General features: G+C 41.8%; 14 protein-coding genes and 1 pseudogene. 1 reads left to right on the top strand and 14 read right to left on the bottom strand.

The window, feature by feature from the left end; translation table 11 throughout:
* Window positions 1-295 precede the first annotated feature (295 nt).
* The 3 genes from AC4HAF_RS00835 to AC4HAF_RS00825 form a co-directional block, all read right to left on the bottom strand.
* Complete coding sequence (locus tag AC4HAF_RS00835; protein WP_491096290.1) at window positions 296-1,369, bottom strand: DUF6568 family protein; 1,074 nt, start codon at window positions 1,367-1,369, stop codon at window positions 296-298.
* A gap of 586 nt (window positions 1,370-1,955) precedes the next feature.
* Window positions 1,956-2,174: a bacteriocin class II with double-glycine leader peptide gene (locus AC4HAF_RS00830; protein WP_491096289.1), complete on the bottom strand. Its 219-nt coding sequence runs from the start codon at window positions 2,172-2,174 to the stop codon at window positions 1,956-1,958.
* A 30-nt stretch (window positions 2,175-2,204) separates the two neighbouring features.
* Window positions 2,205-2,417 carry a Blp family class II bacteriocin gene (locus AC4HAF_RS00825; protein WP_491096288.1) on the bottom strand — a complete coding sequence of 71 codons (213 nt, stop codon included), beginning with the start codon at window positions 2,415-2,417 and terminating at the stop codon, window positions 2,205-2,207.
* A gap of 417 nt (window positions 2,418-2,834) precedes the next feature.
* On the opposite strand from AC4HAF_RS00825, the pseudogene AC4HAF_RS00820 reads away from it, so the two are divergent.
* Window positions 2,835-3,065, top strand: a pseudogene (locus AC4HAF_RS00820) (ISL3 family transposase); the annotation flags it as partial.
* Between the two features lie 475 nt (window positions 3,066-3,540).
* On the opposite strand, the gene AC4HAF_RS00815 reads toward AC4HAF_RS00820, so the two are convergent.
* The 11 genes from AC4HAF_RS00815 to AC4HAF_RS00765 form a co-directional block, all read right to left on the bottom strand.
* The gene (locus tag AC4HAF_RS00815; RefSeq protein ID WP_491096287.1) at window positions 3,541-4,212 is read right to left on the bottom strand and encodes a rhomboid family intramembrane serine protease; all 672 of its coding nucleotides are present in this window, start codon (window positions 4,210-4,212) and stop codon (window positions 3,541-3,543) included.
* Window positions 4,199-4,735 (bottom strand): 5-formyltetrahydrofolate cyclo-ligase, encoded by a 537-nt coding sequence (locus AC4HAF_RS00810; protein WP_491096286.1) that lies wholly within the window; start codon window positions 4,733-4,735, stop codon window positions 4,199-4,201. Before AC4HAF_RS00810 ends, AC4HAF_RS00815 begins: the two co-directional genes overlap by 14 nt.
* A 347-nt stretch (window positions 4,736-5,082) precedes the next feature.
* Window positions 5,083-6,213 (bottom strand): N-acetyldiaminopimelate deacetylase, encoded by a 1,131-nt coding sequence (locus AC4HAF_RS00805; protein WP_491096285.1) that lies wholly within the window; start codon window positions 6,211-6,213, stop codon window positions 5,083-5,085.
* Between the two features lie 187 nt (window positions 6,214-6,400).
* The gene (gene dapD, locus AC4HAF_RS00800) at window positions 6,401-7,099 is read right to left on the bottom strand and encodes a 2,3,4,5-tetrahydropyridine-2,6-dicarboxylate N-acetyltransferase (protein WP_491096284.1); all 699 of its coding nucleotides are present in this window, start codon (window positions 7,097-7,099) and stop codon (window positions 6,401-6,403) included.
* Between the two features lie 124 nt (window positions 7,100-7,223).
* Window positions 7,224-8,168 carry a hypothetical protein gene (locus AC4HAF_RS00795; protein WP_491096283.1) on the bottom strand — a complete coding sequence of 315 codons (945 nt, stop codon included), beginning with the start codon at window positions 8,166-8,168 and terminating at the stop codon, window positions 7,224-7,226.
* Window positions 8,169-8,351: 183 nt separating this feature from the next.
* On the bottom strand, window positions 8,352-8,717 hold the full coding sequence (locus AC4HAF_RS00790; RefSeq protein ID WP_491091715.1) for a PTS glucitol/sorbitol transporter subunit IIA: 366 nt from the start codon (window positions 8,715-8,717) through the stop codon (window positions 8,352-8,354).
* A 36-nt stretch (window positions 8,718-8,753) separates the two neighbouring features.
* On the bottom strand, window positions 8,754-9,758 hold the full coding sequence (gene srlE, locus AC4HAF_RS00785) for a PTS glucitol/sorbitol transporter subunit IIB (RefSeq protein WP_491096282.1): 1,005 nt from the start codon (window positions 9,756-9,758) through the stop codon (window positions 8,754-8,756).
* Window positions 9,759-9,870: 112 nt separating this feature from the next.
* Window positions 9,871-10,413 carry a PTS glucitol/sorbitol transporter subunit IIC gene (gene srlA / locus AC4HAF_RS00780; protein WP_491091713.1) on the bottom strand — a complete coding sequence of 181 codons (543 nt, stop codon included), beginning with the start codon at window positions 10,411-10,413 and terminating at the stop codon, window positions 9,871-9,873.
* 348 nt (window positions 10,414-10,761) lie between these two features.
* The gene (locus AC4HAF_RS00775) at window positions 10,762-11,241 is read right to left on the bottom strand and encodes a transcriptional regulator GutM (RefSeq protein WP_491091712.1); all 480 of its coding nucleotides are present in this window, start codon (window positions 11,239-11,241) and stop codon (window positions 10,762-10,764) included.
* Window positions 11,241-13,106, bottom strand: coding sequence for a BglG family transcription antiterminator (locus tag AC4HAF_RS00770; protein ID WP_491096281.1), 1,866 nt, complete (start codon window positions 13,104-13,106; stop codon window positions 11,241-11,243). Before AC4HAF_RS00770 ends, AC4HAF_RS00775 begins: the two co-directional genes overlap by 1 nt.
* A 21-nt stretch (window positions 13,107-13,127) precedes the next feature.
* On the bottom strand, window positions 13,128-13,928 hold the full coding sequence (locus AC4HAF_RS00765) for an SDR family oxidoreductase (protein WP_491096280.1): 801 nt from the start codon (window positions 13,926-13,928) through the stop codon (window positions 13,128-13,130).
* Between the last annotated feature and the right edge of the window lie 75 nt (window positions 13,929-14,003).

The raw sequence follows: 14,003 nt of genomic DNA, 5'->3' as shown, positions 1-14,003 counted from the left end.
AGAGGTGGCTACGACCAGAAAAAGATGCCCATGCTGGACATCTTTTGTCATCGTATCCTAATCGAACACGAGCTTACGGACTGGGAAAAAGTACCAATTAATGACTTTAATTTGTCATACATCCTTTGACGCAGTGGTGTGCTGGCTTTACTTTTACCAAAAGCAAGGAGTAAAACATAACCAACTGTGCGAAGGTGCTATAACGAAATCAATTCTACGGAATATGGATTTCTGTAACTCTCCTCCTATTTTGACTTTGTTCGTTTAACATCCTTTGTATCTTAGCTTAATCCTATTAAGCAGTAAATTTGCTAAGTAGGTCATCAAGTACAGATAGGGCCTTATTGAAAATACGGACGAGCTTAGAGGTATCTAGAGTGATTTTCCCATCTTGTGCGTGTTTGGTCTTTTGCTCGAAAGTAACTTCATCATCTTTTTGAGTAGTAGGCGATTGGAATGATTTAGTCGTTTCAGACTGAGGTTGTTCAGTTGGCTGTGCCTGTTCTGGATTAGTTTCAGTGGGAGTTTGCGGTTCTTGTACTGCTGACGCTGTCCCTTCTTGGTCATCCGAACTGTTACCTCTGTTTTCAGCTGTAAAGACCTTATCGTACAGCTCTTGGGCTGTACCGCCACTGCCTAGCTGACCAGAAACGATCTGTCCTTTTCCCAGATGGAAAACTGTCGGAGTAGCAAAAACGCCGATTTTATTGCGTAAGAATGCCTTGGCAACGGGGCTAAAGTCATGGCTGTCTGTATTGTAGTAGAAGACTTGTCCGCCAGAAAGCTTGTTGAATTCCTTGATGACTGGGGAAAATTTTCGGCAATAAATACAGGTAGGACGCCCCAGATAGAGGGTATAGCTGCCTTCTCGGTCATCAAACATGTGGTAAACATCTGCCATGGTTACCTGCTTGAGATCGGCAATGTTTGCCTCATATTCCTCAGTTGACATATCGGGAGTGTCTTGACCCTCACCCTCTGCGATTACAGGCTCAGACGTGCTAGCCCTAGGTTCTTCAGGCTGAGCAGCAGGTTGTTTAGGTTCTTGTTCAGCTGGAGACTGCTGAACAGTCTGATCTCCACTAGAAGCATCTACTTTTGTTGGAGCAGATGCTGGGCCGCTTTCCTGCTGGGAAGCAGGTACCTCAGACGACTGCTGAGCAGAGGGCTCGTCTGAAGCAACAACTACTTTTGCTTGCTTATCTTTTTGCACTTCCCCAGCTGATGGGGTTCGATCATCCGCTGAAGCGCTCACTGCTGTCGGCTCTGGAGTCACAGGTTGACTGACCTCGTCAGAAGATGCAATTCCCCCACCTGCCAGAAGCAAGGCTGTTGCAGAAAACAGTAAGAATAACTTGTAACGTTTCATCAATAAATAGTTCCTTTCTTTTATTTCTTTTATAAATGATAGTTGAATACTTATAGATCCTCTAGGCTTTTTGAGTAACACTATAGCTATCAAAAAGGCACACGCAATCCTTACTGCTTGGTTTTTCACCAAAAACAGGATTGAGTATACCTTATATTATTGAGTATTGTAATTAGATAGCTTCAAAATTAAATGCTAGTAAACTTTTTCGATAGTGTTCCGTCATAAGTTTACTTTTTAAATTTTTCCAGATCCCAGCCCCTAGAACACATCCCAATAATGCTTGATTGCCTTCAACAGTAGCAAGAACTTCAGCGTTTATTAATCAAATTCTTCGATTGCCTGGCTAGTCATAATAGTTCTTCCTTACATCTAAGTTTTAAACTTCTTGAAATTTATAAGCTATTTGTCTAGAAAGTAGGACAAAATACTAGCACCTACAAATAGTATAAGCAGAATGATTGCTAACGTTTTTGAAGTAGCCCACAGCCACCAAGAAATCGCAATACCAACAACTATGAGTGCTAATAGTTGTACTTCCTTATTTCTTTTTTTCATGTTTAAATTATGACCCAAATATTATTTATCATTTAAAGCAATTATAAACCGTCAAACCCGTTGTTATAGCTTGTGCTCCCAGATACATTGAGACTGCGGGTACCGCAGAAGATGCAAGGGCTCCAGCACCAGCTGCAAGTGAGCTTGCTCCAGCCATTAGGCAATCACCACCCATTTTCCCACCATTAATAATGGAAAGGTTTACATCATCCATTGTTTCAAATTTATCAAATGCTTGTGTATCCATACTTGTACCTCTTTTCTTTATAATGAATTATTACTTCAAACAATAATAAGCATTCGCACCAGTTGCCAGAGCTTGTTCTCCCAAATAAAGTCCAGCAACAGGCACAGTAGATGCGCCAATTGCTGCCGCTCCAAGAGATAACGAAGCTGCAGCAGAGGTTAAGCAAGAACTGCTACCACCTTCAACAGTCGAAAGAGTTTCCTTATCCATAACATCAAATTGTTCAAACACTTGTGCATTCATATGATAAATACTCCTTTTAATTTTAGTTTTACATAGGATTGCGTAATCACTATTCTAGTAAAATATTTTACAATATTAGTTTATCAGTTTAACTTACGATTTTTGAAAATTCGCATATATGAAATTTCATTTTCTATTAATTGCATATTTGCAAATAAGTTCTTTATCTCAATATAGCGAGGGACGTCAACTTGATATGGAATTTTTTTGAATACTTGCAGAGACTTCCTTTTTCAGCTGATTTTGAACATAAAAAAATCCCTTTACAACCATCAGTAAACAGTTCTATTTTTTTTGACTCTATAATATCTGTAGTAGGTAAATCCACTTTGGATAGTGTGGGGCTTTTTTGAGTGTACCAAAAAAGTCCCATATGACTTATAATGACAAGCGACCAAACCGACATTAGAACATCATATGGAACCCCTTAAGAATACCACAGATTTAATCGGATTAAAAGATAAAAATATCAAAATTTTGTTTGTCTTATACCATCAAGTCCATATCGAAATACAAGCTAAGCTGGATTATCAAGCGCCTGCCTGCCCGCACTATCAGGGAAACATGATCAACTATGATTTCCAGAAAGCCTCAACCATTCCCATCCTTGATCTCCAAGGCATGCCTACTGTACTTAAACTCAAGAAACTTGAAGATGTGATAGAATACTTGTGGTTTAATCTGGTAGTGGCTTTGCACAAAAGCTGAAGGAGACACACAGAGGGATTAAACTTCAGTAACTCTATGCTATACTGGCAATAGGTGAAACCAGTATAGCATATAGCATGGTATCCAAGTTAAGAGGACTGGTATGACTAAAAGCTTTAGTGGGTTGAATAATAAAATCCTGAGAATCTGACACGATAGCAGCGATACAATCAAACATCTGATTTTTAACATGATAAACGCCTCTTTTTCTTTTAGTGTAACATAAAAAGAGAACCAACTACTCAAAATTAGAGTAATAGATTCTCTTAACTTAATGACATTGAATAATCCCTCAGCCCCTTTTTATATTGTCATAATCGCTTGACACAGCGGCTAGAAGTGAGCAAAACAAGTGTCAGGCTTATCCAATCTTGCAACTCTATAAAATCCTATTGATAAAGCAAGCCTTTTGGCATCAGCGATGGAAGACTAAAAACAGCAGGCCCAGAGCAAGGCCTAAATAAAGCAGAAGCGCCAGAAAACGCTGAGCAGGCCTAAAGATATTCTTTTCTCTTTGACTGGGCAGAATGACCGCTGAGACCACCCCGCCAACAATGCCGCCCAAATGCCCGGCAATGCTCACACTTGGCATAAAAAGATTAAAAATCAGATTGATGGCAATCAAGGCCTGGTAATTACGCCCCAGCTGTTTCAAGTAAGGATTGTGCCCGAAGTAGCCTAGAACTGCAATAGCTCCAAATAAGCCGAATAAAGACGTCGAAGCACCGGCTGCCACTACACTCGGCGTAAAGTAAAGCGTAAAAATATTTCCCATTATTCCGGATAAAAGATAAAGGAGCAAGAATTTTCCGGAACCCCAAATGCTTTCTGCCAGCTGGCCGACAAAGTACAGTGTCAGACTGTTAAATAAAAAATGTTCCCAGCCAATATGAACAAAAATCGGAGTTATTAACCGCCAGAGCTGGCTGGGCATCTGAACCACCACATCACCGTACATACCGCCAAAATTAAAGACTGCAAGAGTTTCCGTTGCCTGACCGAAATAAAAAACCTGCATGGCCAGAAAAACCAATATTGTCAACACTAATAAAAATGAGGTTGCAGGATATTTTTTAAAAGTCTCCATAACGTAATACCTCTTTCACTGGAATATCAAAATAATCGGGCTCAAAGTCAAGAGTCTGAAAAGGATAGATGGTGCTGACCGTACTGCCCGTAAAGTCAGCCAGATAGCGGTCATAATAACCGCCGCCGAAACCAAGACGATAACCGTCATGATTAAAAGCAAGTCCCGGAACATGGATAAGATCGATCAATGACTTATCAACAGCCTGATTGCTTCTTGGCTCTTTGAGGCCAAATGCGCTCATTGTTAAATCAGCAGCATCATAGGAAACAAAAATCATTTTCCCTTGTCCATAAACCTTTGGAATCACTACTTTTTTCCCATCTTTTTGCGCCTGCTCAATCAGCAAAGAGGTGTCAAATTCAAAAGGAAAAGCCAGATATGTTGCTAAAGTCTGAGCTTTTTGATAGGCCTCAAGTCCAATAAACCTATGGAACAGCTCCTTGTCCCTTTGGGCCTTAACAGCCTTGTCCTGCTTTTTTAGCTGCTCTATCATCTGAGCTCTTAGTTCTTTTTTTGTCATGCTAATATCATAACACGATTAGGCCGTTTTTCCCATTATTAACTCAGATGGATAACAAGCAATATAGATCAAAAAATGTTACAATTCCTGTTTTTTCAGCCTGTAAATCTGATAAAATAAGGCTTTTTGCTTTTAATAAAATAAAAATTCCAGTTTAAGATTTCTTTAAGGTTTCTCTTATATAATTTAATCATCCTAAAACAACCACTTCCCCAAGTGGTTGGGGAGATAAACTTTCCTAATTTATTTCCCCTTTTTCATAAATCTCCTAGAGCATCAGTGAAAACTGGTGCTCTTCCCTTTTCCTTTTATAAAAAATCCTTGCAGCTTGTACCTGCAAGGATTTTTTAATGTGCTTTGGTCTTTAAGAAACCACTGATTTTTTCAACAGCAAAAGGCAGTGCCTCTTCCTTTGGACTCATTTTGGGATGATGCAGGGCATAAGGCGTATCAACGCCCAGCCAGAACATGACCCCGGGAATTTTATTGAGCAAATAGCCGAAGTCTTCCCCCGTCATAGCCGGCGGGCAGTCAATCAAATGGACACCGTCTGCTTGCTCGAAATAAGCCATCAGCTGCTCAGCCAGCTCCGGATTATTCTCAACCGGCAGATAGCCGCCCTGTTTTAAGCTGACATCTACTTCTAAGCCAAAAGAAGCTGCGAGGCCTTCTGCCATTTCACGCACGCGCTTTTGAATCAGCAAACTCATATCCTGTGTCAGGGTACGGATAGTCCCGTGCAGGGTCGCTGTCTCAGCAATGACATTGTTGGTTGTACCGGCATGCATAGAACCAAAAGTGACAACACCGCCTTCAATAGGGTCAACATTGCGGCTGACAATGGTCTGTACCTGCGTCACAAAGTAAGAAGCCGCCACTAAAGCATCATTAGCCTCATGCGGAAAGGCCGCATGTCCGCCTTTGCCCTTGAAAGTGATAAAAACCTCGCATGTTCCGGCAAACAAAGTTCCCCTATTGGTCGCAATATCGCCGACCTTAAAGTCAGGACGAACATGCAAGCCGTAAAATTCATCAGGCTCCCAAGTACCAAAAGCATGGTCTTCATACATAAGCATACCACCGGCCTCATTTTCTTCTGCCGGCTGGAAGAGAAAGAGAAGGTTATTTTTCGGCTGAACTTGCACCATTTCATCTAGTAAGCCAAGAGCAACTGTCATATGCATATCATGACCGCAGGCATGCATACGCCCTTGATGCCGGCTGGCAAACTCAAGCCCCGTTTCTTCCGTTACAGGCAGAGCATCAATGTCAGTCCGCCAGCCAATGGTTTTCTCAGGTGCCGTGCCCTTTAAAAAGACCAAAATTCCAGTTCGCCAGGTGCGCTGTTCTGCAAAATCTTTCCCAGCAGTTATCTCACCAATCCGCTCAAGGAGATAGGCCTGCGTTTTTACTTCTTCCAAGCCAATTTCCGGAATTTGATGCAGTTCACGGCGAATTTTAATAAGGTCAAGTATCATCTTTAGTCCTTTCAAGAAAAGCCTGTGGCAAACACAAGCTTTATTTTTATATAAAAAACCTCTTTGATCAATAAGCAGAAATACCAACACCAAATGAGCAGCAGCATCTTCATTTCATGAAAGATAAACGCTGCATAACTGTCCTTAGACCAATCACAATTGCTGGCAAATCAAGCAGCTAGAATCTTTAGAGGTTGCGAAGAGCGTCTTCAAGCGCTGTTTTTTGCTGCGTCTGTGCATCAATTTCTTTGATGACCCGTGCAGGAACACCGGCAACCACAACGTTTTCAGGGACATCCTGTGTGACGATAGCGCCGGCTGCTACAACTGAACCGCGGCCAACCTGCACACCTTCAATAATAACCGCATTGGCACCAACCAAAACATTGTCTCCGATGCGAACAGGATCCGCTGAAGCAGGTTCAATGACACCGGCAAGAACTGCGCCGGCACCGATATGGCTGTTTTTCCCGACAGTTGCACGTCCGCCAAGAATAGCTCCCATGTCAATCATCGTGCCTTCACCGATTTCAGCACCGATATTGATAACAGCTCCCATCATAACAACGGCATTATCCTCAATAGTAACCTGGTCACGAATGATTGCGCCCGGTTCAATACGGGCATTGATATGACGCTTATCAAGCAAAGGAACTGCTGAATTGCGGCCGTCTTGCTCAACGACATAGTCCTTATTTTCAGTCAGTTTTGCCAGCAAAGGCTCAATATCTTTCCAGTCACCAAAAAGAACATTTCCCAATTTAACAACAGAATCGGGCACAGCTCCAGCCAGCTCTCCCTCAAACGTTACCTTTACGTTGGTCTTTTTCTCAGCATTTCCAATAAACGCAATAATTTCTTGCGCTGACATTTTTTGTGCAGTCATGATTTCACTTCTCCCATTCAAAAGTAGTTAGTTATTATTATAGCAGAATCTTTTGAAATTTCTAGAGACAAATAATAAAATGACCTATAGCGGCTGCGCAAGGTCATGATATATCCTATAATTTTTATTGATTGACTGCAGTAAAAATTAATTTGACTGTGTCACCAGAAACATCATACTGAGTGTTATCAAAGTTAGTCGTAATGATTTCACCTTCTTTAAGCTTTACAACAACATCTGTGTTGCCTGGGTTATAATTTTGTTCTTTAGAATTATCTGCATCTATATTATATATGGAAATGTCCCACCCTAAATTTTCAAATTCAGGATCCATCGTTACATTAGTATCCAATTTATAGGTTCCCGGTTTAATATCACGTCCAACTACGTAGTTGCCAATTCCTAATTCATTACTCATTTTAACAGTATTTGAAACAGCCGTAAATTTTACTTTTGAAATGTCAGTAAATTCTAAAGTGTCACCTTCAAAAAGAATAACTCTAATTGTTGATGGGTATTCAATGTTACTGCCATCAAGGGCAGAGCCTAACCAATTAATATATAGGCCAGAAAAAGTTGATGAACGTTCTCCTGTTATATTTCCACTGCCTCCTGTAATTTGCAAATCATAGATTCCAGGCACGACATCGCTATCTTCCCCAACTTTAATTTTATCAGTAACATAAAGTTCATCTGTAGATTTTGATCCATCAGCTAAGATATTTAAAGCTTCGAGATTTGTAAGTTTTGTCTTTTTAGAATTACTAGAACTACTCGCCTTGATAGTAGAGTCTTTATAAGGCTTGCTAGCATCATTTAAAACAGCACTATAAGTGGATTGAGTTACAAGAACTATAACAAAAGAGATGACTGCAGTTGCTACTGAAATCAATGTTAACATTTTTTTATTTTTTCGATTTACAATTAAAGCAACAATACTTAAAAAGAAAGCAACAAGTGCTAATACTCCTGAAGCATTATTAACGAAAGGCATCCAAGACGTAGCTAGTGCTATCCCCCCAAAAACCAAAGCTAAAATTGGTAAAACTTTTCTTTCTTCTTTTTTCATTCGTTTTCTCCTATTTTGAAAATATTTACAGAACTATTATATATATATATATATATAATGTCAATGCTGTAACAAAACTTTTACACACAAAATAAAAAACCTCCTAAAGAGGTCTTTTATAACGCTTGGTCTTGTCTTTTAGATTTCCAAAACTAGGTCAGATTGTTTTGAAGAAACTTGTCTTTAACTGAACAGCCGGATGACTGATCCTGATCCCAGAGTCACGGGTTCGCTTGCCTGAACATGGAGGGTTCCCGGGAGTGAACCTTCACTTGAGCCATCAAAAGAGATGGTAATATGGCCCAGGTTTTTTAAATTCTTTTCAACGACATCGCCAACTGCGGTAATCGGAAATTCCTGAGTATCGATCACCAGCCGGCCGCCTGCTGCTATCGATCCTGATAAGTCTTTATTGTCAATTTTGTAGCAGTATTCTGCCAAATCTTCAGGGGCTTCTTCGCCGAAAAGGATCAGCATATTGGCATCTTTAATCATACCGGCTGCTTCCGGACCAACTTTAAGAACCTTGGCTTCAAAAATTTTAGTCATTTTCTTTCACTTCCTTTTTAATCTTATTATACTCTTTTATTGATATAAACCAAAGCTTGCCAGCCATGCCACAATAACTCTTGGCACACCGTTTAAGAAACGTGAATAAAGCACAGATGGTACGCCAACTTCTACTGTTTCAGCATCGGCTTCTGATAACCCTAGGGCAACAGGGATGAAATCACAGCCATTCTGCGTATTGATGGCAAACAGAGCCGGAAGAGCCATTTGCGGCGGAATGCTTCCTTTGCCGATTTCAACACCGATAAGGGTTCCGATGATTTGTGAAATAACAGCACCAGGACCAAGCAGCGGTGATAAGAAAGGCAGTGAACAGATAAAACCAATAAGTATCAGTCCCCAGACATTGCCGGCCAGCGGAATCATCAGTTTAGCAATCCAATTGCCGATACCGGAGCCTTGAATAACACCGATTAACAGGGATACAAAGGCCATGAACGGTAAAATGGTGTTCAGCATGGTTTGAATGGCATCACGCGCTGCCTGATTGAAGACGGCAACCACTTTACCGGCTCCCATGCCAATACGGGCAACAAAACTGCTTTCAGCGCGCTGCTCCGTAATTTTCTTACTGGTATCGTAACTTTCTGTCTTAGTTTCTGCTGCTGGCTGCTGAGGCTGTGCCTGAACGGCTGCCCCTTGAGAATCTTCGGCAGCACTGATTTGTTCAGGACCTACGGCTGATACATAAATATCTTCGGTAATGTATTGTGCCAGAGGACCGCTTTTCCCAGTCGCTACAATATTAATGGTCGGTATGCCCTTTTTAGGATAAATACCGCAGCGAAGGGTGCCGCCGCAATCTACAATAGCAAGGGCTATTTCTTCATCCGGAATAGAAGTTTTAAAGCCGTTAACAGCTTCCATTCCTGTCAATTCAACAATTTTATCAACGATTTCCGGCTTTTCACCGCCGCCTGTGATGTAAATAAACTTGTGTTTTTCTTCTGTTGGTGTGATGGTCAGCGGTCCGCCAAAACCGCCGCTTCCTTTTACAACTTTAATGCTTCTGTATGTCATAAGGCTTCTCTCTTTCAATTCATTACATTTGACCGGCTTCTGCGAAATTTGTTAACATCGCCGCGCAGTTTCAATTACATTTGTCTAAATCCAAAGTTTTCTGTCCCAAGCATCAATCAAGCGTCTTGCTTAGAGTCACTCCCTGCTGCCTGCAGACCCATGCGGTGGTAAGGTCGGTTACCCAGCCGCCGATAAAGTTCATAATCAAACCAACCAGCAAATAACGGATAGCCAGATCCATTTGACTGAGACCCAATGTCTTTATTCCTGAGGCGATTCCCATCCAGACAAACAATTCACCCGGGTTAATGTGAGGAAATACCCCGTTTGAGGTATGGCAGAACTGCATTTGTGAGGCTATGTAGCTTGGTTTATAATATTCCGGCATGAAGCGTCCCATACTGATTGCCATTGGATTTCCCAGCATAAAAGCTGAAATAAAAGGCAAAATCATGTAACGGCTGACCGGATTTTTAGCAGAAATCTGAGCCAATTTGTTGACGCGTTCTTCACCCATTAAGGCAATGAGAGCATTCATGGCTACCAAAAGCATCAAGACTACAGGAACAATTCCCGTCATCCAGCTGATAAAATTATCACCGCCGGCTTGGAAGAGCTTCATGAAACCCTCAGCAAATTTTGTAATATACTTCATAACAAACTCCTTTTATTAAGATACTAAGCCGTTAAGCGACTCAAAGGAAAATAGGAAAGTTGACGAAGATGCTGTGTGCATCTAGGAAACTTTTTCTTTTTCCACAGAGTCGTAGGCGTGTTCAGTTACATAAGATACTAAGGGCGTAAAGAAATCCGTATAAAAATAGGAAACGGACGCTGTGTTGCTAAGACACAAGGACGCTTATCTTTTTTACTAGGATTTTAGCCCGTGTTCAATTATTAAGATACTAAGCCGTTAAGCGACACAAAGCAAAATAGGAAAGCTGACGAGATGTCTAGCATCTAAAGCCTTTATCTTTTTGCACAGTGTCGCAGCCGTGTTCAATTATGATTTTTTAAATTGCAACTTAAGACGAGCCAAGAGCAGCTTGGCTTGGAGACCGACATCAACCAGAGGAGCAGCCTTAGGTACATCTTTGTAAACACCGGCTTCTGTTCTTAGAAACACTTCTCTGGCATCTTCAATCGCAATCTGCAGCAGCTTATTTTCCTGACGCACCAAGGGATTATAGCTGTCAAAATAATGGATGTCCTCTCCGATATAAGCCGGCATTTCTTTAAAACGGGCAGCTACGGTCACGCCCTGCATCTTTCGTGCATCTAAGACGCGGCCTTTTTTATCAAGAGCAAACATGACAATCGTTCCTGATTTCACCTTACCGGCTCTGCGGCCTATGGCTACACGGCCCTGACGCCGCAAGGCGGCATAAACCTGGTTGAAATGCTTAATCTGTCTCAAGCCAAACATGATCTGCAAGGCATAGGCAGCAAGCACTACACTTCCGAACACAATCATAGCATTCATTAGAAAATTCCTTTCTGTCTGGTTAAAGCAATAAAATCTGCTTCAGTCCTTACTTTTCTCAAATCATCTTTTAGATCATCATCACCGGCAATTCTGAAAATATCATCATAGAGTTCCAGCAGTTCGCTTTCCATTTGAGGCTCGACTGCTTGAGGAATAGCTACCAGAAAGATGAATTCCACCGTCTCTTTGCCGACAGTAAAGCTATCTTCCAAAAGCCCCAGCATCAAAACGGTCTTTCCTTCTGACTGATTCACCGTGTGGGGAAAGGCAATGCCGTTGCCAAAGACTGTTGATTGTTTTTCTTCCCGCTCTAAAATCCGTCGGCCAAAATCGCTGTCCACTAATTGTCTGTCTTCTAAAAGCCCTGCCATCTGCTTCAAATAGTCTTGATAGCTTGCAGCTTTTGACAGTCTGACAAACTGTAGGTTAATTGTTTTCAGATTTTTTTGATGATAGTGTTTGACCCGCTGCCACTCTTCGCGCAGCCACTGGTCATCGAATAAATTGGTAATGTGGATGACAGGCGATTTCAGATGGCTGAATTTCAGCGGAACTGTCGTAAAAACAGCAAAATAATCATCATCTGCTCTGGGATTAAACCCCTCTTCCGAATATTGAACAATTTCGATGTCGCGTCCAAGCACCCGCATCAGCTGCCGATAAATCATGTTTGCTGTCCCCCTGCCTGTCGTGCAGACAACAGCAATTCTTCGCTTCCTGCCATCAGAAACCGGCTCATTTTCGTGCAAAATCATCTCAAAATAAAGGGCCAGATAGCTCATCTCTGACTGTTCCAGCTCATGGCCGAATTGCCTTTGCAGTTCTTCGCCGGCGACCTTAGCCATTTCAAAAGCTAAAGGATACTTCTGCCGGATTTCCCCGTGGAAAATATCATTGATCTGGACCCGGAAAATCAGCCGATTAATCAGAAACTTTAAATGCGTATGAATTTCAACAAACAAGCGGTCTTCATCAAAGGTCAAAAGCAGCGTTTCTTTGATGCGCCTGACCAGACGCTGGTAGAGCACCTGTAAATCTGTGAGCTGTGTCTGTGTGTAGGTTAAGCCGTCAATAAACTGTGTGTTCAGCGGAAATACCAGAAAATCTTGTTCATACTGGCTCAGTGAAATCTGGTAAGCCATTTCAATATGATAAATCAGTGTTTCTACAAAGGACGACTGTTTAACGTCGTTTGTATAATACTTGATAAAATCTTCCAGCGGCTTTCCCCGTTTGATACGCGCTACTGTAATGGAGATCACCTTGGTCAGCAGCTCCTGCGTTTTTCTGGGGATTTTAAAGTCAGTATATAAGTTTTCCAAAAAATCTAGCGTCTCATCTGTCAGCGTATCTGAATCAAAATAAGAATAAACATGATGGATATAAAAGAGCCGCAGGTTTAACTCCTCACCGGCAATCTCCAAACCGTGGTTGGGCTTGCCTGCAATATGAATGTGATAGCTGCCGGCTAAATTTTTGACCTGTTTCAAATCCTTATTGATTGTCGTACGGCTGACACCGATTGATTCTGCCAAATCATCAATAAGAAGGGGCGAGGTGCTTCTTATCAGCTGTTTTATCAGGTAAGAGCAGCGCTTGCTGGCAGAATTAAAGTCGCTTTCTTTTCTGAGACTTCCTGCCATAATATCCTCAAGCCTGGCATAATCATACACTTCAAGAAAGAGCCGGTTGCCTTTCTGTCTAATTTGAATGTCAGCATCCAGCAGATCATTGAGCTGCTCAATACTCTTTTGCAAGGTGTGCATGCTGACGTTAAGATCCGCCCGCAGATCTTCTAAAGTGACGCTGTGCTGTGCTATTAAGGTATCTAAGATACGATACCAACGATTAACTAATGCCACCTTTCACCATCCTATAATTTTTTATCCGCGTGTCTTACCTCCGGCCACATTGATGGTCACGCCAGTAATATAGCTGGAGCGCTTAGAAAGAAGATAAGCCACAAGATCTGCAACTTCACTCAGCTTACCGCTGCGTCCCAATGGGGTTGTACTTGTCGACGCATATCCTGCACGAATATCTTCAACCGTTTTACCTCTAGTATACCCGAGTGCTTCTTCATAAGCAAGCGTTCTCAAACCGGTTGCTTCCATAATGCCCGGCGCTACTCCGACGACACGGACATTGTGCTTGCCCAGTTCTTTGGCCCATGAGCGGGTATAGCTGTAAACAGCTGCTTTGGTTGCTGCATAAGCACTCTGACCTTCAGAACCTTCAAGTCCTGCTTCTGATGCCATATTGATAATAACGCCCTCTTTCTTATCAACAAGCACTCGGCCAACTGCCTGACTGACCAGATAAAGACCTTTTTGATTGATACTGGTAATCTTATCAAAAACAGCATCATCCAGTTCGTACTTGCCATGAGGATCTTTAGGATCAATCAGCAGCCGCGGAATATTGATGCCTGCATTGTTGACGACTGCATCAATGGTTCCAAATTTTTCAATCGTTGCTGCTACAGCAGCTTCTACCTGTTCACGGGAAGTGACATCCACCTTTTGAAACAAAAGGTTGTCATGATTAAGGTCGTTGTCTGCAATATCAAAATTTGCAACATTGACGTCTAAGGCAAGCAGTTCCTCGACAACTGCCCGGCCAATCCCGGATGAGGCTCCTGTGACAACAACGGTTTTACCTGTGATATTTAGCCAATCTGTCATTTTTGTGACTCCTTTACTGTCTTAATTATTTTTTGTACCTTCATTATAAAACGCTTACAAAGAATAATTAAGACA

The organism is Streptococcus sp. ELY_90, assembly GCF_058314475.1.
This window is presented reverse-complemented; position numbering and strand designations above follow the sequence as displayed.